19 protein-coding genes are annotated in these 20,377 nt (G+C 43.1%); 10 read left to right on the top strand and 9 right to left on the bottom strand.

The window, feature by feature from the left end:
• The first annotated feature begins 139 nt into the window (after positions 1–139).
• Both AC0DBE_RS09875 and AC0DBE_RS09870 read left to right on the top strand, forming a co-directional pair.
• Positions 140–1,354: an MFS transporter gene (locus AC0DBE_RS09875; RefSeq protein ID WP_472961983.1), complete on the top strand. Its 1,215-nt coding sequence runs from the start codon at positions 140–142 to the stop codon at positions 1,352–1,354.
• Positions 1,351–1,917, top strand: coding sequence for a TetR/AcrR family transcriptional regulator (locus AC0DBE_RS09870; RefSeq protein ID WP_061186297.1), 567 nt, complete (start codon positions 1,351–1,353; stop codon positions 1,915–1,917). Before AC0DBE_RS09875 ends, AC0DBE_RS09870 begins: the two co-directional genes overlap by 4 nt.
• Before the next feature lie 40 nt (positions 1,918–1,957).
• On the opposite strand, the gene vmlR is transcribed toward AC0DBE_RS09870, so the two are convergent.
• The 3 genes from vmlR to dinB form a co-directional block, all read right to left on the bottom strand.
• Complete coding sequence (gene vmlR / locus AC0DBE_RS09865) at positions 1,958–3,586, bottom strand: ABC-F type ribosomal protection protein VmlR (RefSeq protein WP_472961981.1); 1,629 nt, start codon at positions 3,584–3,586, stop codon at positions 1,958–1,960.
• Positions 3,587–3,918: 332 nt separating this feature from the next.
• Positions 3,919–5,295, bottom strand: a complete 1,377-nt coding sequence (locus tag AC0DBE_RS09860; RefSeq protein ID WP_014112838.1) for an amino acid permease — start codon at positions 5,293–5,295, stop codon at positions 3,919–3,921.
• Between the two features lie 173 nt (positions 5,296–5,468).
• Positions 5,469–5,987, bottom strand: a complete 519-nt coding sequence (dinB, locus tag AC0DBE_RS09855; RefSeq protein ID WP_014112839.1) for a damage-inducible protein DinB — start codon at positions 5,985–5,987, stop codon at positions 5,469–5,471.
• A gap of 166 nt (positions 5,988–6,153) precedes the next feature.
• Here dinB and AC0DBE_RS09850 point away from each other — a divergent pair, with 166 nt between their 5' ends.
• Together AC0DBE_RS09850 and AC0DBE_RS09845 are read left to right on the top strand one after the other, a co-directional pair.
• Positions 6,154–6,612, top strand: a complete 459-nt coding sequence (locus AC0DBE_RS09850) for a MarR family transcriptional regulator (protein ID WP_041521136.1) — start codon at positions 6,154–6,156, stop codon at positions 6,610–6,612.
• Positions 6,609–9,266, top strand: a complete 2,658-nt coding sequence (locus tag AC0DBE_RS09845) for an MMPL family transporter (protein WP_472961979.1) — start codon at positions 6,609–6,611, stop codon at positions 9,264–9,266. The genes AC0DBE_RS09850 and AC0DBE_RS09845 overlap by 4 nt, the downstream gene beginning before the upstream one ends.
• 87 nt (positions 9,267–9,353) lie before the next feature.
• On the opposite strand, the gene AC0DBE_RS09840 is transcribed toward AC0DBE_RS09845, so the two are convergent.
• The 3 genes from AC0DBE_RS09840 to AC0DBE_RS09830 form a co-directional block, all read right to left on the bottom strand.
• Entirely contained in the window at positions 9,354–9,983 is a 630-nt protein-coding gene (locus tag AC0DBE_RS09840) for a nitroreductase family protein (protein WP_472961977.1), read from the bottom strand.
• Between the two features lie 15 nt (positions 9,984–9,998).
• Complete coding sequence (locus tag AC0DBE_RS09835) at positions 9,999–10,493, bottom strand: MarR family transcriptional regulator (RefSeq protein ID WP_472961975.1); 495 nt, start codon at positions 10,491–10,493, stop codon at positions 9,999–10,001.
• 84 nt (positions 10,494–10,577) lie between these two features.
• Positions 10,578–11,135 (bottom strand): helix-turn-helix domain-containing protein, encoded by a 558-nt coding sequence (locus AC0DBE_RS09830; protein WP_072565825.1) that lies wholly within the window; start codon positions 11,133–11,135, stop codon positions 10,578–10,580.
• A 118-nt stretch (positions 11,136–11,253) separates the two neighbouring features.
• On the opposite strand from AC0DBE_RS09830, the gene AC0DBE_RS09825 reads away from it, so the two are divergent.
• The 3 genes from AC0DBE_RS09825 (at position 11,254) to AC0DBE_RS09815 (ending at position 13,701) form a co-directional block, all read left to right on the top strand.
• A complete protein-coding gene (locus AC0DBE_RS09825) occupies positions 11,254–11,979 on the top strand; it encodes an AzlC family ABC transporter permease (protein ID WP_326198133.1) in 726 nt (241 codons plus the stop codon).
• Positions 11,976–12,299, top strand: a complete 324-nt coding sequence (locus tag AC0DBE_RS09820; protein ID WP_326198134.1) for an AzlD domain-containing protein — start codon at positions 11,976–11,978, stop codon at positions 12,297–12,299. Before AC0DBE_RS09825 ends, AC0DBE_RS09820 begins: the two co-directional genes overlap by 4 nt.
• A 193-nt stretch (positions 12,300–12,492) precedes the next feature.
• Positions 12,493–13,701, top strand: coding sequence for a Bcr/CflA family efflux MFS transporter (locus AC0DBE_RS09815; RefSeq protein WP_014112848.1), 1,209 nt, complete (start codon positions 12,493–12,495; stop codon positions 13,699–13,701).
• A gap of 37 nt (positions 13,702–13,738) precedes the next feature.
• On the opposite strand, the gene AC0DBE_RS09810 is transcribed toward AC0DBE_RS09815, so the two are convergent.
• Positions 13,739–14,476 (bottom strand): sulfite exporter TauE/SafE family protein, encoded by a 738-nt coding sequence (locus AC0DBE_RS09810; protein ID WP_014112851.1) that lies wholly within the window; start codon positions 14,474–14,476, stop codon positions 13,739–13,741.
• Positions 14,477–14,724: 248 nt separating this feature from the next.
• Here AC0DBE_RS09810 and AC0DBE_RS09805 point away from each other — a divergent pair, with 248 nt between their 5' ends.
• From AC0DBE_RS09805 to AC0DBE_RS09795, 3 genes are all read left to right on the top strand, one after another.
• Positions 14,725–15,399: a GntR family transcriptional regulator gene (locus AC0DBE_RS09805; RefSeq protein WP_041520871.1), complete on the top strand. Its 675-nt coding sequence runs from the start codon at positions 14,725–14,727 to the stop codon at positions 15,397–15,399.
• Between the two features lie 122 nt (positions 15,400–15,521).
• A complete protein-coding gene (locus AC0DBE_RS09800; protein WP_014112853.1) occupies positions 15,522–16,784 on the top strand; it encodes a glycoside hydrolase family 18 protein in 1,263 nt (420 codons plus the stop codon).
• Positions 16,785–16,943: 159 nt separating this feature from the next.
• The gene (locus AC0DBE_RS09795; RefSeq protein ID WP_326199694.1) at positions 16,944–18,131 is read left to right on the top strand and encodes a glycosyltransferase; all 1,188 of its coding nucleotides are present in this window, start codon (positions 16,944–16,946) and stop codon (positions 18,129–18,131) included.
• 37 nt (positions 18,132–18,168) lie between these two features.
• Here the strand turns inward: AC0DBE_RS09795 and AC0DBE_RS09790 are convergent, their stop codons facing one another.
• The gene (locus tag AC0DBE_RS09790) at positions 18,169–18,879 is read right to left on the bottom strand and encodes a membrane lipoprotein lipid attachment site-containing protein (RefSeq protein ID WP_041520872.1); all 711 of its coding nucleotides are present in this window, start codon (positions 18,877–18,879) and stop codon (positions 18,169–18,171) included.
• A gap of 65 nt (positions 18,880–18,944) precedes the next feature.
• Positions 18,945–20,333, bottom strand: coding sequence for an alkaline phosphatase PhoB (phoB, locus tag AC0DBE_RS09785; RefSeq protein WP_472961971.1), 1,389 nt, complete (start codon positions 20,331–20,333; stop codon positions 18,945–18,947).
• Between the last annotated feature and the right edge of the window lie 44 nt (positions 20,334–20,377).

Below are 20,377 nucleotides of genomic sequence, written 5' to 3'. Positions count from 1 at the left end.
CAGTTTTGTGATTGGGAACCATTTAATAATAAACGATTATCATAAGTTTTATTTATATTAACAGTTTACAATCTGACTATAGTCAGATAAAGTGAGTGTGATCAAATAAATCGATGAACAGAAATAGGAGGAGAAGCTGATGGAGTTACAAGTGGAAAAAATACATACTGCAAAAATGTGGTCCTTATCATTTATTTTTGTCACACTTTCAAATGCCTTTTTATTTATGGTGTTTGAAATGTTATTGCCGACATTGCCATTGTTTGTAACTGCTATCGGAGGAGGGGCAAAGCAAGTCGGATTGGTTACAGGTATTTTTATGATATCTGCCATTGCCATACGTCCTTTTGCAGGGGTTTTGGCAAAACGATTTAACAAAAAATACTTACTTATATTTGGAATTGTTATCAGTGCCTGCTCAACCGGTGCATATTATTTGGCGTCAGATGTGAGCGCCCTATTGCTCATTCGCTTAATACATGGTGCCGGTTTTGGATTAGCGACTACTTATTTTGCCACGATTGCCGCGGAAATTATTCCGAAGGAGCGCCGAGGTGAGGGGATTGGATATTTTGGGGTAGGCGAAACGATTGCAGTTTCGGTTGGACCTATGATTGGTATCGCAGCACTGGAGCTTTATGATTTTGAGAGGCTTTTTCTTGGCGGGATGTCCATTCTTTTACTGGCTGTGCTTATGGCTGCACTTGTGCGGAGGCGGCCTGAAGCAAAAGACACGGCTGAAAAGGGAATGGTAAAGGTAAAGGTAAAGGTAAAGGTGTTAGAAAGACGTGTGCTGTTTCCTTCGTTTCTTATTTTATTAGTAGGCATTGCTGCATCTGGGATCATGTCCTTCTTTTCACTCTATGCGATCGAAAAGGGTTTCCGAAGTGTCGGAATGTTTTTCTTTCTGATTGCGGCAGCCAGTTTTTTTATACGTCTTATCTCTGGGAAAATATTTGACCGATTCGGAGCGGCAGCCATCCTTATCCCCGCATCAATATTTTCAATAGCAGGCCTTTCAATATTATATATTGCCCAAACCAATGCAATGTTTTTTACTGCGGCAATATGTTACGGTTTTGGGTTCGGCTCAATATTTCCGGCTATCCAGACATGGTGTATCAATCTTGTAGAAGAGCATGAACATGAGGATGCTATGGGGACATTCTTTAATTTTTTTGATATGGGTATTGGCGGAGGCTCGTTGTTATTAGGTGTGGTGGCAACGATCTATTCTTATCAGGAGCTTTATATCGCTTCCGTTTTGGTGTACCTGCTGTTTCTTTTATTATATATTTTATTTATCTGTTCCAAGAGAAAACGGAGAAATAATGTAGGGAGGGCAGAACAGTGACCCGTGAGAATATAAAACGCACAGCCGTTCGCCAATTTAATGAACTTGGCTACGAGGGAGTCAAAATGGCACATATTGCAAAAGAATTGGGAATTCGGAAACAATCTCTGTCCTACCATTTCTCGTCAAAGAAGGATCTGCTGATGGAAGTATACCCCGAGATTGTTGAAGAAGAAGTAGCGTTTATCAATGATTTTTTTGAATCCCGAAAGCATTTGCCAGCCAAGAATCTTATATATGATTTTTTAAAAGAAACGCAGGTGCGCTTTCATGCTATGCCCAATGTAGCCTTTTTGCAGGCGATGTCGTTTAAGGCTCCTGCTGAAGTAAGTGATTTTATTTCAGCCCAGTACCTGATGTTTCTGCATGCTTTGAAAAGCCGGGTTGCACTTGTTTTTAAAGAATCGGACATCACCTGTCCGCCCGAGAAGTGTGCGATAGCCTTCATCACTCTTTTTGACGGTCTGAACATTCAGCTGGTATACGAGAATAAACAATCATTTGAGCGATCTTTAGAGATTTCCTTCGATATTTTTTGGCGAGGGCTGAAGGCGAAAACTTGAAAAATACCAAGGGCGAACAGCCCTTGGTATCCCTTACACGCTACTGATCCAGCTCTTTCATTCGTTTCGTAAGCTCATTGAAAGCCTGATCAAGCTCCTCGTACTCTTTATCATTCGGCGTCATAAAACTGAGCTTTCCCAGCACTTCTTGTCTTTCTGTTTCAAGCTTTAAACGAAGCTCTTCCCGGTCATTTCTTTCTGATGGAACGTTACTCAATTGCTTTTCGATGCCATTGTCCGAGATGACGAGTTTACTGTTTGTTGTTTTTTCGAGAAAGTATCGGTCATGTGAAACCGCCAGCAATGTGCCGCTATAGTGTGACAGTGTTTCTTCCAGTTGTTCGCGTGACGGCAGGTCGAGATGGTTTGTCGGCTCATCTAAAATCAGCACGTCTTTCTCCTCCAGAATATATGCCATCAGCTTGACCTTTACACGTTCACCCATACTCATATGCTTGATTGGCTCAGTCCATTGGGAAGCAGTAAAACCTAAGTGCCTCATCAGATTTTGAACGTGCCCTCTTACTTTGTATGTTTCATTCTCAAATAACTCTTCCGGTGTTTGTTCTAAAGGTAAATCAAACACCTCCTGCGTTAAATAGCCGATATTTGCGGACGGTGACACCCACACACTTCCCTCAGCGGTTTCCTGTCCCAGAATGATTTTCAGTAATGTTGTTTTTCCGCTGCCATTGGGGCCTATGATCGCAACCTTTTCGCCGTGCTGAATTGTAAAATGTGCGTTTTTAAACAGGGTTCTTTCGCCAAAAGCCTTCGTTACATGCTGAACTTCTAAAAAACGTTTTCCTGTTTTTTTGGTTGTATCAATTGAAAAGCGGACAGTATATTCCGGCTCAACGGGTTCCGCCTTTACTTTTTCCAGTTCTTGTTCAAGCCGCTTCCGCTTAGATTTAACCTGGGCATCCGTACGCTTCGCTTTCACACGGTGATATTCTTTAAACCCTTCCTTTTTCGTCGATTGGGCGTGGGCTTTTTCCGACCATGAAGCAAGCTCATTCATTTGTGCTTCAATCCGTTCAACCATTTTTTGCTGCTTTTCATATTCACGCTGCTGGGCGAGTCTTTTCTTTTCTCGGTACTTCATATACCCAGAGTAATTTCCTTTGAATTCAATCAGGGTTTGAGCTTCAAGCGACCATATTTTTGTTGCAGCTTCGTCTAAAAAATAACGATCATGGGAAACAAGAATCACAGTGCCTCTATAACTTTTCAGCTGTTGAATGAGAAATTGCAAGCTTTCTTTATCAAGGTGGTTTGTCGGTTCATCTAATAGTAAAAGATCTGCATCCTCTGATAGTCCTTTCGCCAGCCGTGCTTTCAGTTTTTCACCGCCGCTTAACTGTTGGAAATCCCGGACGGGCACACGCCATTTCTCCAGTAATTTCTTTTCGGCAGGCGTCTGATCCGCAAAGCAATACGACGCGGTTTCCTGTTCAACCAACGTCATTTTTAAACCCTGCCGAAGGATTTGTCCCTGTGCAGGAGATAAGTCATTGTGTATGAGGTGCAGCAGCGTAGATTTCCCAGCGCCATTTTTGCCGATAATCCCAATGATATCTCCCTGCTGAATACTGGCATTTACGTTTTTAAAAACAGTCATATCCTTCACTTCATAGCTTACATTTGTTAATGTTACGATCTCTTTCATTCATATCCCTCGCTTTAAAGGGAGAATAAAAAAATCCTCCCAAATGTGTTGGAAGGATTAGCCGCGCCGTTGCATGATCAAATAAGCTATTATTCATAAATAGCAATGTCGTATATATAGAAAATGGGCAGACTAATCCTATTTTTTCTGATTTGAAATATTGATTTCAAACGGTAAAAATAAGATTAGTTAATCATTGTCCACCCATCATCCCTTCTTGTTTTGATTACACACACTATAGCATAACTTCAAATTCAAAAGCAAAGGTCATTTGTCATTTATTTTCATTAAAAAAACTCCTGCTCTCATTTCTGAGGCAGGAGCTGCGAATCTTATTGATGCTTCGCTTTTCTCACTTTATAAATCACAATCAGCAAAATAAACCAAACCGGCGTGACAAATAAGGAAACACGAGTATCCTGAGCCAATGCCAGCACAACTAGGATAAACGCCAGGAACGCAAGAATCAGGTAATTTGTAAACGGATAAAGCGGAAGCTTAAACTTGTTTGTTTTTGCTAATTCAGGTCTTGTTTTACGGTATTTCATATGGCAGATGACCGTAATACCCCAAATATAGATAAAGCAGACGGTTGAAATGCTTGTGATCAGGGTGAATACGCCTTCTGGCATGATGTAGTTTAACGTAACACCGATTAAAATCACGATAGCTGAAAAGAACAACGCATTTCTAGGTACTTTACGCGGAGTCAGTTTCGCCATTGATTCAGGCGCATTATGATCTTTCGCAAGGGAATAGACCATACGGCTTGTACTGAATACAGCGCTATTGCATGCTGAAGCAGCGGATGTCAGTACAACAAAGTTGATAATGCTTGCTGCCCCGACGATGCCAACCGCGACAAACACCTGTACGAATGGGCTCTCGCTGGGATTGATGACATTCCAAGGATAGATACTCATAATCACGAGAAGAGCACCGATATAGAAAAGCAACACCCGGACAGGGATATTGTTGATCGCCTTAGGGATTACTTTTTCAGGGTTTTCTGTTTCACCGGCTGTCAGTCCGACCAGCTCAATGCCGACAAAGGCAAACACAACCATCTGGAACGATAGGATAAACCCGTGCATGCCATTCGGGAACATACCTCCGTGGCTCCAGAGATTTGTGAAACTGGAGACCCCAGTGCTTGTGGAAAAACCTTTAAATATCATCACAAGGCCAATGACGATCAGTGCCAAAATGGCAATGACTTTAATTAACGCAAACCAAAATTCTAATTCTCCAAAAAGCTTGACGGTTGCCAGGTTCATTATCAGTAATATGATCAGAGCGATTAAGCCGGGCACCCATTGCGGCACACCCGGGAGCCAATATTGAGTGTAGAGCCCGACGGCTGTCAGATCAGCCATTGCAATCGAAATCCAGCAGAACCAATAGGTCCAGCCGGTGATAAAGGCTGCCATATCGCCTAAATAGTCTTGTACAAAATCAACAAAAGAGTGATAGTTCAAATTCGATAACAGCAATTCACCCAGAGATCTCATAATTAAAAAGCAAATGATCCCTGTGATCATGTAAGCAAATAGAATAGACGGTCCAGCAAAATGAATCGATTTTCCGGAGCCGAGAAATAAGCCCGTTCCAATGGCTCCGCCGATGGCGATGAGCTGGATGTGCCTGTTTTTCAAGCCTCTCTCCAATTTTTGCTGATTTATATTGTCTTTCGTCATGTCGTCTGTCACTTTGTGTGTTCCTCCATTGAAAAATTGTTTATTGAGTCAGCAATATATTTTTAATGATTATTATAACACTAAAATTTATATCTTTTTTACTATACAGAAAATATGAAAAGAAATTTTAATGTTTTTGAACGTTCCATCATAAAAAAAGCGGCTCACTTAGGAGCCGCTTTCTTTTATGCCATTTCTGTTTTTTTCATGTACAGGTAGAGCCCATAATCTGTCGGAGCGGATGGGTAGCCTGTCTGCCGCAGCATTGCTGTGATATTGCCGCGGTGGTAAGTCCCGTGATTGACAACGTGGGGAACCAGCTCAGAAACAGTCGTTTTCATAATTCCGCCTGAGGGGTTTTGAATCTGAAGGGGCTTATTGAGCTGTTCTTTTTGCTGTAAAAATAATGTATAGCGCTCGGATAACGTCAGAAACAGGGCTTCCATTTCCTCCATTTCTTTTGCCTCTGTCTGTTCTTTGAGCTGTTCAGCTAATGCCAAAGCATCGGTCATGCTTTGGCCGGAAAACACTTCAATCCAGCCGAGATCAGAAAGATAAACATGAGACAACACATGGGATATCGACGGAAACACGCTTTGAATTTCTTGGCGATATACTTCTTTTGGAAGCTCTTTTAATCGGTTGAATATTTGCTGATTGGCCCAGACGTTATATTCATACAATTGTAATGAAAAATCTGACATGTTAAATTTCCCCTTTCGTGTTTCTAATGTCTATTATACACGAACAAGCGTTCTTGATAAGGTGTTCGTAAATAAAATATGTTGACAGATATAGTTTAGGGGTATAAACTAATTGGCATTGATCATAAAGTTTAGAGGGGTAAACTATAATGAGGAGGGGAAGATGTTGAATGAACAAAAGCTATGTCAGGCAATAAACCTGTTTGTGGAAGTATTACTTGAAGGGACAGAGTTTGTGCATCATGAAATCAATCAGGATGTCTTCAAGCATATCTCAAGGGAACAGGCAGACCTGTTAAAAATTTTAAAAGTCAAGGGCCCAACCTCTCCTGGCAGCCTAGCCATGTATCAAAATGTACATAAAAGCGCGATTTCTAACAGACTGAAAAAGCTGCTCGATAAGGGATTGGTTGAATGGGATGACTGTCCGGCGAAAAGTGATAAGCGCTCTAAGCTTATTAACATCACAACCAGCGGTGAAACCATATTGGAAGAATTAGATTCTGCCATTTTTAACGCTCTCAAAGAGCTGATCGATGATATAGATGAGAAACACTTAAATTCTATCATAGAGATATTCACCATTCTAAAAAGCAAATTTAAAGGAGGAGATTCTGCAGAATGAGAGCAATCATCAAATTCAAGTGGGCAATTGCAGCGGTTATATTAGTACTTACCGTCGTTTTGAGTTTGTTTTCTCCGAACTTAACGGAGCTGGCCAATCAAAAGGGGCAGGCCCAGCTTCCTGCAGATGCTGTTTCAGAAAGAGCAAATGCCATTTTAAAACAAGCGGGAGAAGACAATAATTCGATCAGTATAGTCTTTACATTAGACCACGCTTTGAAGGAAGAAACAGAGGATCAGCTCCGGACAATGATCGATAAAGTCAAAAAGATCGACGGTGTAGAAGAAGTAACATCTCCTCTGACAGCGGAAAAAGAAGTCAAAGACCAATTGATTTCAAAAGACAAGAAAACGCTTCTTATTCCTGTCACGATTACAGGTTCTGATAAAAAAGCGGAAAAAATCGCGGATGACATTTATAAAATCGTTCCTGATGATTTGACTGCATATATTACGGGAGCCTCTCTCATCAATCAGGATTTCGCTCACAGCTCAGAGGAAGGGCTCAAGAAAACGGAAGTGATCACAGTCTGCTTGATCATCGGTTTACTGCTGATCGTGTTTCGATCTGTTGTGACGCCTTTTATCCCGATTGTAGTTGTCGGTTTCTCTTATCTGATCAGTCAATCCATACTGGGCATCCTTGTGTACAATGTTGATTTTCCTATCTCGACGTTTACGCAAACCTTCTTAGTCGCCATCCTGTTCGGGATCGGAACAGATTACTGCATTCTGCTTCTTACCCGATTCCGTGAAGAGTTAGCAAACGGGCATGACAAAAAAGAAGCGGCGCTTATCGCTTACCGTACAGGGGGAAAAACCTTATTTATCAGCGGATTTGCGGTATTGATCGGATTTTCCGCCTTAGGATTTGCAAAGTTTGCGATTTTCCAATCTGCAGTAGGAGTCGCAGTCGGTGTAGGGATCTTAATGGTCATCCTCTATACACTGCTTCCATTATTTATGGTAACGTTGGGTGAAAAATTATTTTGGCCTTCTAAGAAAGTGCTGTCGCACAGTGACAACAAATTATGGGCGTTTCTCGGCAGGCATTCTGTTGTGCGTCCGTTTCTGTTTATTGTCATCACGGTGATTATCACGCTACCGTTCATTTTGACCTATGATGACCAGATTTCATTTGATTCGACTGCGGAAATCAGCAGTGATTATAAATCAGTAAAAGCTCTCGAGGCCATCAAGGATGGATTCGGTGAAGGGAAAGCGTTCCCGATCAATGTTGTCGTGAAAGGAGACAAAGATCTTACAACAGCTGATACAATCCCTTATCTCGGAAATATCAGCAAAGCGATCGAGAAAGTCGAACATGTTGACTCTGTCATGACCATCACACAGCCGACTGGTGAAAAAATCAAAGATTTATATATTGATAAACAGCTAGGCTCGGTTTCAGACGGACTGGATAAGACGGTAAAAGGAATCGCTGATGTCCAAAGCGGTTTAACGGATATAGAAAACGGGTTGAATCAAATGGCGGGGCAAACCGGCTCAGCCTCAAATAGCAGGTCCAGCGGTTCACTGGGCGATGCGGCAGACGGATTGGGCAAAATCAATCAGCAGCTGCAGCTCGTGAGCAAACAGATTTCCCAAACCGGCAATACTGCACAGACTGTGCAGCAGCTTACGGCAATCAGCGGACAGCTTGGACAGATTCAAACCGGACTTGAACAAGCGAATCAGCAGCTCTCAGGCCAGCAAGCACAAGCCGGAACGCTGACAGAAAGCCTGCAGCAGCTTGCCGGGGGCGTGAAGAGTGCAAATGATGGCCTGACGAAAATCTCTGACGGCATTACAGCTTCCAGTGATATGTTAGAGGACATGAGCAAAAGCTCAACCGTAAGGGATACAGGCATATTCATTCCTGATCAAGTCATGAAGGATAAAGACTTTAAGAAGTCAATTGACCAATATTCCTTTGCAGACGGCAAAGGCGTACAATTAAGCGTCGTCCTGGACTCTAATCCTTATTCAGAACAAGCCATTACAACAATAAACCAAATCAAAAAAGCTGTAGCAAACGAAGTTGACGGCACTCCTCTCGAGGATGCACAGATCGTATACGGCGGGGTCACAAGTGTAAATGCAGACTTAAAAGAGCTGTCCACAACGGACTTCTCCAGAACAATGGTGATCATGATTATTGGCCTGTTTATCGTGTTAACGATTTTGTTCCGTTCAATGATCATGCCGATTTATATGATTGCGTCACTGCTGCTGACGTACTATACGTCGATATCCATAACAGAATTAATTTTTGTAAACGGCTTAGGTAACGCAGGCGTCAGCTGGGCAGTACCGTTTTTCAGCTTTGTCATCTTGATCGCATTAGGCGTGGATTATTCGATCTTCTTGCTGGACCGATTTAAGGAAGAGGTGCACCTCGGCATTGCGCAAGGTGTTGTCAGATCAATGAGCAAAATGGGATCCGTCATTATTACGGCGGCCATTATTTTGGCCGGAACGTTCGCGGCGATGATGCCTTCAGGTGTCAATACGCTGATGCAGGTGGCAAGTGTCATCATTATCGGGCTGCTGCTTTACGGCCTTGTCATTCTCCCGCTCTTCATTCCGGCAATCATCATGACTTTTGGCGAAGGCAACTGGTGGCCGTTTGGCAGGAAGAAAATCAAAGAATAACAGAGAGAAGAGTGATGAATTGTTCATCACTCTTTTCTTCAGATTGTTAATAAAAAGAGCCCAGAAAATAGGTCTGGGCTCTTTGTTTTATTTCCATTCTGCAATTTTATCAATCGGCAGACGGTAGGAAGCATAGCCTTCGTCTGCTGCTTTTCCGATAGAAAGAAGCATGACCGGTACATAACGTTCTTTATCTAATCCGAACGTTTCCGCGATGTTTTCTTTATCGTATCCGCCGATCGGGTTTGTATCGTAGCCGTGTGCACGTGCAGTCAGCATCAGCTGCATGGAAACAAGACCTCCGTCAATCAGGATCGTTTCGCGGTTCACCTGTGCCGGAAGCTTTTCAAAATGAGCGGTCAGCGCGGCGATTTGTCTGTCTTTGACCTCCTGCGGCATGTAACCGAGTTCCACGGCTTTTGAATAGATTTCTTCTAAGTAGTCTGCATTGTTCATGTCTGCAAATACAGCAATGACGGCAGATGATGTTGTGACTTGAGTTTGGTTAAAGCTTGCAAGCGGTGCGAGCTTTTCTTTTCCTTCCGGGCTGTCAATGACGAGAAAACGCCATGGCTGCGCGTTGACAGAAGATGGAGCAGTTGTTGCTTCTTCTAAGATCTCTGTCATTTCTTCTTTGCTGATTTTCACTGTCGGATCATAGTTGCGAATAGAACGGCGGCCTTTCATAATCTCCATAAAATCGTTTGTTTTGATCATGTTGATACACTCCTCTTATGCTTCAATATTGTCTATGTTGTTCCGCATACGCGCCAGCACGTCAATGAGCAGGCGGCGCTCGTCTGCACTTACATTTGCGAGCATTTCCTTCATGAAACGCTCCTTTTCTTTCTTCGAAGACTCGATTCGCTCTCTCCCTTGGTCTGTTAACCGAACAAGGGTGATGCGGTTGTCTTCAGGCTTGCGCCGTCTTGATACCATGCCTTTGGCTTCCAGCTGTTTCAGGTGTCTAGTAACGGCGGCGCTATCAATATTTACTTTCTTTTGAAGGTCGCTTTGACTGATCTCATCTGCATGATAAAGCAATGTCAGCAATTCCAAACGAGATTGGCTGATGCCCGTGCATGCCTCGAACTTCACGCCAATCACCTTGTTCACGCCTTGCAGCTGATATAAAATCTCGGCTTCCTCTGAACAAAATGACACCAAAACCCATCCCTTCCTTCTTGTCAAAACTATTAATTGATATATCAATGATTGACACGTCAACTAATATACAACGATTGATTTCATCTTGCAAGCCATTTGCATATTCGAAAAACCTCCCAGCGTATTTAACTGGGAGGTTGTTAGTCATCCTTGCGGCTCCGGATAGTACATCAGCAGAAAAAAACTGGCCGTTTCTTCAGATGAATTGATATAGCTGTGCGGGGTTGCCCCTGTAAACTGCAAGGCGTCTCCAGAGGAGAGCGTATGCTCCTGACCCTGCAGAATGACTGTTAATTCGCCTTCTTTAATTAAAATATATTCTTCTCCTAAATGTGTTTTTGCTTCATGTATACATCCAGGTTTCAGATCAACAACGTAAATTTCAAACTTTGTTTCAGGATTGTAGGGGAAAAAAGGATAGACGCTGTAGTTTTCTTCATTATCTGTAACAGGTTCGATATCCTGCAGATTGATTTTTCTAACTTTCGGCTTGTCTTCTTTCAGAAATACAGAAAAGGATACTTGAAGCCCGTTTGCGATCTTCCATAGCGTGGTGACAGTCGGGGTTGATTTCCCTTTTTCGATTTGTCCGAGCATCGCTTTACTGACACCCGTTAATTCAGAAACTTGATCAAGAGTCAGGTTCCTATTTTTTCTAAGCTTGACTAAATTCATTGCGATAATGGCTTGGATATCATCCATACATGTATCTCCTTACGTCCATATTCGCTTTATTATAACATATGGAAGTCTGTTATCACATTTTGTTGTAAGTTATAGCATACGTGTGTATAATATATTAGACGAGGAGGAGAACAGAATGATATCTGAAAAAGAAATGACTCATGCAAAAACTGACGAGCCAACATTCCTGCAGGGGTTTCAAGATTGTGTTCCGACGCTGGTCGGTTACATTAGTGTAGGCTTAGCTCTCGGAATCGTGGGGGTTGCGTCGCATTTAAGCGTGATGGAAATTGTGTTCATGTCAGGATTGGTTTTTGCAGGCGGCGCCCAATTCATTATGTGTGCATTGTTAGCGGCGAACAGCCCGATGTCCGCCATTATTCTGACTACGTTTATTGTGAATTTACGGAATTTTCTATTAAGTGCCGCGCTCGCTCCTCATTTTTCAAAGTATTCACTGGCGAAAAATGTAGGAATCGGCATGATGGTCACAGATGAATCGTTTGGTGTCGCTTCAAATAAGATTGTCAAAAACGAGCCGATTAACGATCGCTGGATGTTCGGTTTAAATCTTACAGCATATGCGTGCTGGGTGCTGTCTTGTGCGGCGGGTGCTGTTTTTGGCAAGTGGATTACCCATCCGGAATCGTTCGGACTAGATTTTGCGGTGACGGCTATGTTTTTAGCGCTGCTGGTTCTTCAACTAGAACATGTTGTGCCGGCGAAGCTTAAACATTATGTATGTCTCATTATCTATATGGTGATTGCCATGGTTGTTTTTTCTTTCTTTATGCCGTCTCATCTTGCGGTCATCATATCAACGTTCATCGTAGCCACAATCGGGGTGGTGACGGATAAATGAGTATCAATACATACATCTTGATGGTGATTATCGGCTGTGCGCTAGTCACAATGATTCCCCGCATCATTCCCTTTTTAGTTGTTCGGAATATTACTTTGCCGGAGCCCGTGCTCAAGTGGCTTTCCTATGTGCCGGTGTGTATATTGACAGCGCTTGTCGTAAAGGATTGTATGATTCAGTCTAGTGATTCTCTTCAATTGAATTGGCCCGCAGCCGTCATCTTGATCCCGACTCTCTTGATTGCGATGAAAACAAAAAGTTTATCCATTACTGTGATCAGCGGTGTTCTTCTTATGGCGGGTTTGCGATTATGGGTATAGTACAACAGGATCGGAACTCACTAGATCAGGGCAGAAGACCCTGATTTTTTTGTGTCTTTCGTTCAAGCTTTAAAGCTGCTTTCACAGGCTGAAAGTTATGATACAATATACAAATGTTTTACAGCTCCAATCCACCGCTGGAGTTGACATCGATTTTATATAAGGGACTAGGTTGAAGGGAAGGTTTGATAACATGCTGCACAATCCAACTGGAAAAGAACGCTTGGCATTGGCGTTTCTGCTCGGTATGCTTGCTATATTGGGCCCGCTTAATATAGATATGTATTTGCCAAGTTTTCCTGAAATCGCGGATGATTTATCAGCAAGTGCTTCACTTGTACAGTTAAGTTTAACAGCCTGTCTGGTCGGGCTTACGATCGGCCAGCTGATTGTCGGGCCGGTCAGTGACGCGCAGGGAAGACGGAAACCGCTATTAATCTGTATTTTTTTATTTGCATTATCTTCTCTGTTTTGTGCGCTGTCGCCCAATATTACAACATTAGTGGCTGCGCGTTTTTTACAGGGATTTACCGCTTCCGCAGGGCTTGTGCTGTCTCGCGCAATCGTCCGCGATGTGTTTACCGGAAGAGAGCTTTCTAAATTTTTCTCGCTGTTAATGGTCATTACAGCCGTTGCGCCAATGGTTGCGCCAATGACAGGCGGTGCCATTTTACTTTTGCCGTTCGCAACGTGGCATACGATCTTTCACGTGCTAACGATCATCGGATTTTTACTTGTTCTTCTGATTGCATTGAGGTTAAAAGAAACGCTGCCGCCAGAAAAACGGATTCCAAGCTCAATCGGAACATCTGTTAAAACGATGGGCAGCCTGCTGAAGGATCGATCCTTTATGGGGTACGCGTTAACGGTCGGGTTTATTCATGGGGGAAGCTTTGCATATGTGTCCGGTACGCCTTTTGTATACCAGGATATCTATGGAGTGTCGCCTCAGGTGTTTAGTATTCTTTTCGGCATTAACGGCCTGGCAATTATATCGGGCAGCTTTATTATCGGGCGCTTTGGCGGAATCATTCATGAAAAGAGCTTGCTTCGCATGGCGGTCATTACGGCTATGATTGCGACTGCTGTGCTTTTGACCATGACCATGATTCACGGCCCTCTCGCTACATTAGTCATATCTATTTTCATTTACATGATTACGATCGGCATGGTTCTGACCAGCACGTTTACGCTTGCCATGGAGAGGCAGGGGCACCGTGCCGGAAGTGCAAGTGCGCTGCTCGGAATGCTCCCGCTCCTTCTCGGTTCGATCGTGTCGCCGCTTGTAGGCATTAACGAGACGACAGCCATTCCGATGGGAGCGATCATGTTTGTGACAGCGGTCATCGGCGCACTGGCGTTTTTTGGATTAACGAAAGAACGAGCAGAGCAAAACTCATAAAAAAAACCTGACATGACGTCAGGTTTTTTTATTTTATTTAGAATAACAACAGCAGGCCCGCAATCGCAGGAGTCAAGAAGATGGCTGATTTTAAGACCACCTTTGGCATGAGGTTGGTGAATTTCGCGCCTACATAGGCACCGCACATTGTGCCGACAAGAACCTTGATCAGCAATACATAATCGACAAATCCTTCTGTGATATATCCGATGCCTCCTCCTATAGCGAGAGGGATGATCACAAGCATAGTCGTTCCGACAGAATGGCGGATGGACAGGTTCAGCATAATCATTAAACCGATTTGAATAAAAGGCGCCGACCCGATGCCGAATGTGCCGGAAAGAACGCCTGCTACAATTCCTAAGATGACCGCTCTCGTATACGTTGAAAGAGAGCTTTGATTCACTTGAGCCTTCTCTTTTAAAAGAAATAATCTGATTAAAATGAGAATCGCTGATAAAAATAACATTCCCGCCGTCAAATAATGAAGCAAATCAGCCGGAATGAAAGATGTCAGCTTGGCGCCGAAAAATGAGCCAACCGCAGCAAAGCATCCGACTATTAAGCCGATTTTCATTTGAATGTTGCCCTCGCGATAATGGCTGTATGCCCCTGATAAGCTTGTAAAAGCCATGCCAGCGAGAGAAGTGCCTAAAGCCGTATGAATCGGGATATGGAAAAGAAGCGTTAAAAGAGCAATGACAAAGCCTGCTCCTCCGGCACCAATAAAGCCTAAAATAATTCCGAGAAGAAACATAACAAGAATAATGAGCATATTTTTTCCTCCATTGAAAAGATCTAAAAAAGTAATAGTGCGCTATTCTGGCGGAGGTATAGTGTCCTATTGACGAAGAAAAACATGACAGTTTTTCGGTTGCCAGTAGTCCGTCGACCGTCGTTCAGCAAACATATCGTACCTCAAATTCTGAGATCTGACAAGGCAGTTTGTTGCTTCCCATTACCATCTGTTATATGATTTTGATAAAGAAAAGCCCCTGAATATATTCAAAAGAGGTATTATATATGGACGATTTTAAATTAGACAAACCGACTCCTTACTACCTGCAATTTTATAACCAGCTGAAAAAAATGATCTTCAACGGGACTTTTAAGCCGGGGGAACGGATAAATGAAACACAGCTGGCGAAAAGCTTTGGCGTCAGCCGCTCTCCGATAAGAGAGGCCATGCGGCTGCTTGAGAAAGACGGTTTGTTAAAAGCAGATGACCGAAATGGATTTTCTATCACGTCGTTAACGGCAAAAGATGTAGATGAGATTTATAAAATCAGAATTCCGCTGGAGCAGCTGGCAGTCGAGTTAGTCATAGACGAAGCGGATGAGAAAGAGCTTGTCATGCTTGAAAAACAGCTTGAAGAAACAGAAAAAGCCATTCACAACGGAATGGAAGATACGGAAATCATCCATTTAAACCAAAAGTTTCATGAGCTGCTTGTTGATTTTAGCCATAACAGACATTTGAAAAATTTGCTTGAGCATGTAAATGATCTGATTCACTTTTGCAGAATCCTTAATTATACTGGCGACCACCGTGCAGAAACGATACTGAGTGAGCACCGCAACATATTGGAAGAAGTGAAAAAGAAAAACAAGGAAGCAGCCAAACAGTATGTGATGGCTCATTTCAATCATGACTGTGAGCATTTGAAGCGAGTGCTTGAAGAAGGAAAAGAGAATTGATTTGCGTGATCACAGTACCAAGGGGAGCTGCTCCTTGGTTTTTTTGTTTTCACAAACATATAAAATGGCTCCCGTTAATAACATTTTATGATGGATTTATTAACGAATAATGGGGGTTAAACATGTTTATCCATATCGTCCGGCCTGGTGATTCTTTGTTTTCCATAGGCAGAAGTTACGGTGCTTCTGTTGATCAAATCCGGGGTGTGAATGGGTTAGACGAAACGAATATCGTGCCGGGGCAGGCTCTTCTTATCCCTCTTTATGTATATACAGTCCAGCCGGGAGACACGCTGACCGCCATTGCGGCAAAAGCGTTTGTTCCCTTAGAGCGACTGCGGGCCGCAAACCCTGGCATCAGTCCAAATGCATTACAAGCGGGAGCAAAAATAACGATTCCTTCTATCTCAAATTACATTGCGGGAACGTTAAGTTTTTACGTCCTCCGAAACCCTGACCTCGATCGGGAATTAATCAATGATTATGCACCATACTCGTCTTCGATTTCAATTTTCGAATACCATATTGCACCTAACGGCGACATTGCAAACCAACTGAATGATGCGGCCGCTATTGAGACAACATGGCAAAGACGAGTGACGCCGCTTGCCACCATAACAAACCTTACATCAGAAGGCTTCAGTACAGAACTCGTTCACCAAGTCTTGAACAATCCGACAGCAAGAACCAATCTAGTTAACAATATTTATTACTTAGTCTCCACAAGGGGATATGGCGGTGTCACAATCGATTTTGAACAGGTGAGCGCCGCGGATCGTGATCTTTTCACTGGGTTTTTACGTCAGCTGAGAGATCGTCTTCAGGCGGGAGGGTATGTGCTGACGATAGCTGTTCCGGCAAAAACAAGCGATAATATCCCATGGCTGAGAGGCTACGATTACGGAGGAATAGGAGCGGTTGTCAATTATATGTTTATCATGGCTTATGATTGGCATCATGCCGGAAGTGAGCCGGGCCCTGTAGCACCGATTACTGAGATCAGGAGAACCATTGAGTTTGCGATTGCGCAGGTGCCGAGCAGAAAAATCATTATCGGAGTTCCGCTCTACGGGTACGACTGGATCATCCCATACCAGCCAGGCACAGTTGCTTCAGCTATTTCAAATCAAAACGCAATCAAAACAGCGATGAGGTACCAAACCCCGATACAATATTCAGCCGAATATCAATCACCGTTTTTCCGGTACAGTGATCAGCAGGGGCGAACGCATGAGGTATGGTTCGAAGATGTCAGGAGCATGAGCCGGAAGATGCAGATCGTCCGCGAATACCGGTTGCAGGCTATAGGCGCTTGGCAGTTAACCTTGGGCTTCACGCCAGGCCCATGGCTTCTGCGGAAATTTTTTACGATCAGAAAGGTATAAAAAAAGGCACCAGGGCTCGGTGTCTTTTTTTGCTTCAGTCTAGAGGAGCAGAATAGTTCAATCATTTGTCCCTTGCGTGGGATTACGTCTCCATTTTACGATTAGTAGTAGTCTGATCAAACAAAGATTCAGAATACGATGTGAGAGGGAGTTGTCTAAATGAAGACAGTATTGATTTTAAATTTTCCTGCGGAAGGCCATGTGAATCCTACCTTAGGCATCACAAAAGTGTTTTCTGATAAGGGATATGACGTCCATTATATTTCCACTGAAAAATACAAAAAACGATTAGAAGCGGCGGGAGCAACTGTCCATCTTCACCGGGATCTGCTGCGAACAACACCTATTCATGTCGGTTCGCCCAATGGCATTCTTGATTTCTTGAAAATCCATATCAAAACCTCGCTGGATATTTTACAAATTGTGAAAGACTTATCTAAGAGCATTCAATTTGATTTTGTGTATTATGATAAATTCGGCGCGGGGGAATTGGTGAGGGATTACTTAGATATTCCAGGGGTTGCTTCATCAGCGTCCTTCCTGTTTGGCGAAGAGCATCTGAAAATCCTGCCGCTGCATCCTGAGTCTGGAGCCCCGCTTGAGTTGGATCAAGAGTGCGAAGACCTTTTGGCAAAAATGAAAGAAACGTACGGTGTTGCCCCGAAAAACCTGGTTCAATTCATGAACAATAAAGGGGAATTGAATGTAGTGTATACAAGCCGTTATTTTCAGCCTGAAAGCGATCGTTTCGGGGATGAATGTCTGTTTATCGGCCCCAGCTTTCCAAAGAGAGCGGAAAAATCAGATTTCCCGATTGAACAGTTAAAAGATGAAAAGGTCATTTATATTTCAATGGGGACTGTTCTGGACAATACGGAGGAATTTTTCAACCTTTGTATTGATGCATTTTCTGGCTTTAACGGAAAAGTCGTCATCGCTGCCGGAGAAAAAGCGGACCTGACCAAATTAAAGAAGGCGCCGGAAAACTTTATCATCGCCCCATATGTCCCTCAGCTGGAAGTGCTGGAGCATGCCGATGTGTTCATTACACACGGCGGAATGAACAGCGTAAATGAAGGCATTCATTTCAATGTGCCTCTGGTTGTCATGCCTCATGACAAGGATCAGCCGATGGTGGCGCAGCGTCTCTCTGAACTCCATGCAGGCTATGTCATTTCGAAAGATGAAGTCGATGTACAAAAATTAAAACAGGGCGTAGATGAGGTTTTGCATCACGATCAATATACGGAAGGTATTAAAAAAATCAATCAAAGCTTCCAAGAGTCTATGAATATGGATGAAGTGATGGAGCGGATTGATGAATTCATTCGTCAAAAAAACAAATAAGCAAAGAACTCCCGTATCTGGTACGGGAGTTCTTCATTTAAAACTTGATTTTGATTTTTTGAGCATCACTGATTTTCTTATGGTTGTGGTCAAAGACGTCACTTGTTGTGATTTCGATCCACTTGATCTCTTTTTCTTTCTTCTTATCATCAGCATCTTCGTCATGTGCATGGCCGCTTGATGCGTTCACAATAAAGCCGAGATTTCCGGACTTTTCGGCTCCGCCTTCCAATTCGCCATTTAACTCTTCAAGATAAATGTCTTTGTTCCAATCAAAGGTTTCCCCTGTATTTGTTTTCATCAAGGCAATCGGCGCAACATTTACTTTCTTAGAAGATGTGTTCTTAATGTCAACGAAGACCTTAACGAAATCAAACTCTTCATCATGTGTTAACACATGAAAATAATCAATCATGCTGTAATCCGGACGCAAATGGATCAGCTTCATTTCTTTTACTGTTAACTCCACGTCGCCAATCTGATAGGTTTGATTCACTTGCTTGATATCCTTTAAAACAGCTTTTCCCTTGTCATCAGAAAACGTTTGGCCAACCTTCAGCAATGACCGGTCATCAGTTACTTGGGAATTAGGCTGATACTCATCTATACTGTCTTTTTGAGATGATGTGCTTTGCGGTGTGGCTTTTACCGCTTGCTCTCCGCCCGCACTTTGTTTTTCTGTATTGGCGTTCGATGAGCAGCCCGCAAGCACGATGGCAAAAACAAAAATTGAAAGAATTCTTTTCATGATGATTCCTCCATTAAAAAGAGAGCCCGTTACTTCATACAAGCAACAGGACACCTTGTATTCTTTTACTTATCGTTAATCTTAATGTTGTATTGTAAAGCCTTGAAGACATTTTTAGCGATTTGTGTATTATCGATTTGGCCGGCAAATGTCTCACTAGACGGTCCGTACGCATAGACGGGAACATCTTCACCAGTATGTCCGCCTGTCGTCCATCCAGTGTGAGAGCGTTTATTGAAAATCTCCTCGATCGCATTATCGATTTCAAGCACTTCTTTCGATTTTGCGGCTTTTTTAACAGATTGGATTTCTGATTCAGTTAAAGCCAATTTCTTTTGGTCAATATACGTTTTTAATGTTTTTTCAACATCTGCGCCGTCAGCGATTTTTTCTGCCATAAAGTCAGGTGTGCGTTTTGCGGCTTTAATTGGTTCACTGAACCAGTTGTAGATGCCGTCTGCACCGATGGAGTATCCGCCGGTCGAGTGGTCAGCCGTTGCCACAACCAATGTGTGCTTGTCCTTTTTGGCGAAATCAAGAGCCGCCTTATAAGCTTGTTCGAAGTCCTCCATTTCACTCATGGCGCCGACGATATCATTGTCATGCCCCGCCCAGTCAATCTGGCTGCCTTCCACCATGAGGAAGAATCCGTCTTTATCCCTGCTTAATTTTTTAATCGCTGTGTTTGTCATATCTTTTAATGAAGGAATGTCCTTCGTGCGGTCAATCTTTTTAGGCAGGCCGCCGTCAGCGAATAGGCCGAGAACTTGGCTGTCTTTATTTTTCAGCATGTCCTTGCGGTTATCCACATAGCTGTATCCCGCTTTTTTGAATTCCTTGATCAAATTGCGGTCCTTGCGGTCAAAATTGCTTTTTCCTCCACCTAGAAGGACATCAATTTTGTGCTTGCCGTTGACCATTTCATCAAAATAATCATCGGCAATCGAGTTCATATTTTTTCGGCTGTGATCGTGTGAACCGAAAGAAGCCGGAGTGGCGTGTGTAATTTCTGAAGTGGCCACAAGTCCTGTTGATTTTCCTTTCTCTTTCGCCGCTTCAAGTACTGTTTTGGCTTCTGAACCATCGTTATCCACAGCAATCGCATTGTTATATGTTTTGATCCCGGCTGACATAGCCGTTGCTGCAGATGCAGAATCTGTTACGTTTTGTTCTGGATCTTCAGGATAAGTCGTCTGCTGGCCGACAAGGTATTGATCAAAAGCGGTAGACTCTACAAACTTTGTCTTTTTATTATCTTTTAAATAGCGATGAGCAGACGTATAGGACACACCCATACCATCACCAATCAGAACGATAACATTCTTAATTTCGTCTTGATTCCCCTTTTTCTTTTCCTGGGCGCTGGCTTCAGGCACACTGCCGCTGGCTAAGCTGCTGAACGCAATAGATGATAAAACCGCGATAGGCAGTAATTTCTTCGGGAATTTTTTCAACTGGATAACCTCCTAAAAATAGATGAATCTCAATGACAACCCCA

The sequence above is a fragment of the Bacillus sp. VA15 genome, from assembly GCF_055721145.1.
This window is presented reverse-complemented; position numbering and strand designations above follow the sequence as displayed.

What these genes read in the sequence shown, in the direction of transcription:
- AC0DBE_RS09795 (WP_326199694.1), top strand. Translation starts at nt 16,944, where the DNA reads ATGAAGACAGTATTGATTTTAAATTTTCCTGCGGAAGGCCATGTGAAT.
- AC0DBE_RS09825 (WP_326198133.1), top strand. Translation starts at nt 11,254, where the DNA reads ATGATATCTGAAAAAGAAATGACTCATGCAAAAACTGACGAGCCAACA.
- AC0DBE_RS09800 (WP_014112853.1), top strand. Translation starts at nt 15,522, where the DNA reads ATGTTTATCCATATCGTCCGGCCTGGTGATTCTTTGTTTTCCATAGGC.
- AC0DBE_RS09810 (WP_014112851.1), bottom strand. Translation starts at nt 14,476, where the DNA reads ATGCTCATTATTCTTGTTATGTTTCTTCTCGGAATTATTTTAGGCTTT.
- AC0DBE_RS09805 (WP_041520871.1), top strand. Translation starts at nt 14,725, where the DNA reads ATGGACGATTTTAAATTAGACAAACCGACTCCTTACTACCTGCAATTT.
- AC0DBE_RS09820 (WP_326198134.1), top strand. Translation starts at nt 11,976, where the DNA reads ATGAGTATCAATACATACATCTTGATGGTGATTATCGGCTGTGCGCTA.
- dinB (WP_014112839.1), bottom strand. Translation starts at nt 5,987, where the DNA reads ATGTCAGATTTTTCATTACAATTGTATGAATATAACGTCTGGGCCAAT.
- AC0DBE_RS09790 (WP_041520872.1), bottom strand. Translation starts at nt 18,879, where the DNA reads ATGAAAAGAATTCTTTCAATTTTTGTTTTTGCCATCGTGCTTGCGGGC.
- AC0DBE_RS09830 (WP_072565825.1), bottom strand. Translation starts at nt 11,135, where the DNA reads ATGGATGATATCCAAGCCATTATCGCAATGAATTTAGTCAAGCTTAGA.
- vmlR (WP_472961981.1), bottom strand. Translation starts at nt 3,586, where the DNA reads ATGAAAGAGATCGTAACATTAACAAATGTAAGCTATGAAGTGAAGGAT.
- AC0DBE_RS09840 (WP_472961977.1), bottom strand. Translation starts at nt 9,983, where the DNA reads ATGATCAAAACAAACGATTTTATGGAGATTATGAAAGGCCGCCGTTCT.
- AC0DBE_RS09845 (WP_472961979.1), top strand. Translation starts at nt 6,609, where the DNA reads ATGAGAGCAATCATCAAATTCAAGTGGGCAATTGCAGCGGTTATATTA.
- AC0DBE_RS09875 (WP_472961983.1), top strand. Translation starts at nt 140, where the DNA reads ATGGAGTTACAAGTGGAAAAAATACATACTGCAAAAATGTGGTCCTTA.
- AC0DBE_RS09815 (WP_014112848.1), top strand. Translation starts at nt 12,493, where the DNA reads ATGCTGCACAATCCAACTGGAAAAGAACGCTTGGCATTGGCGTTTCTG.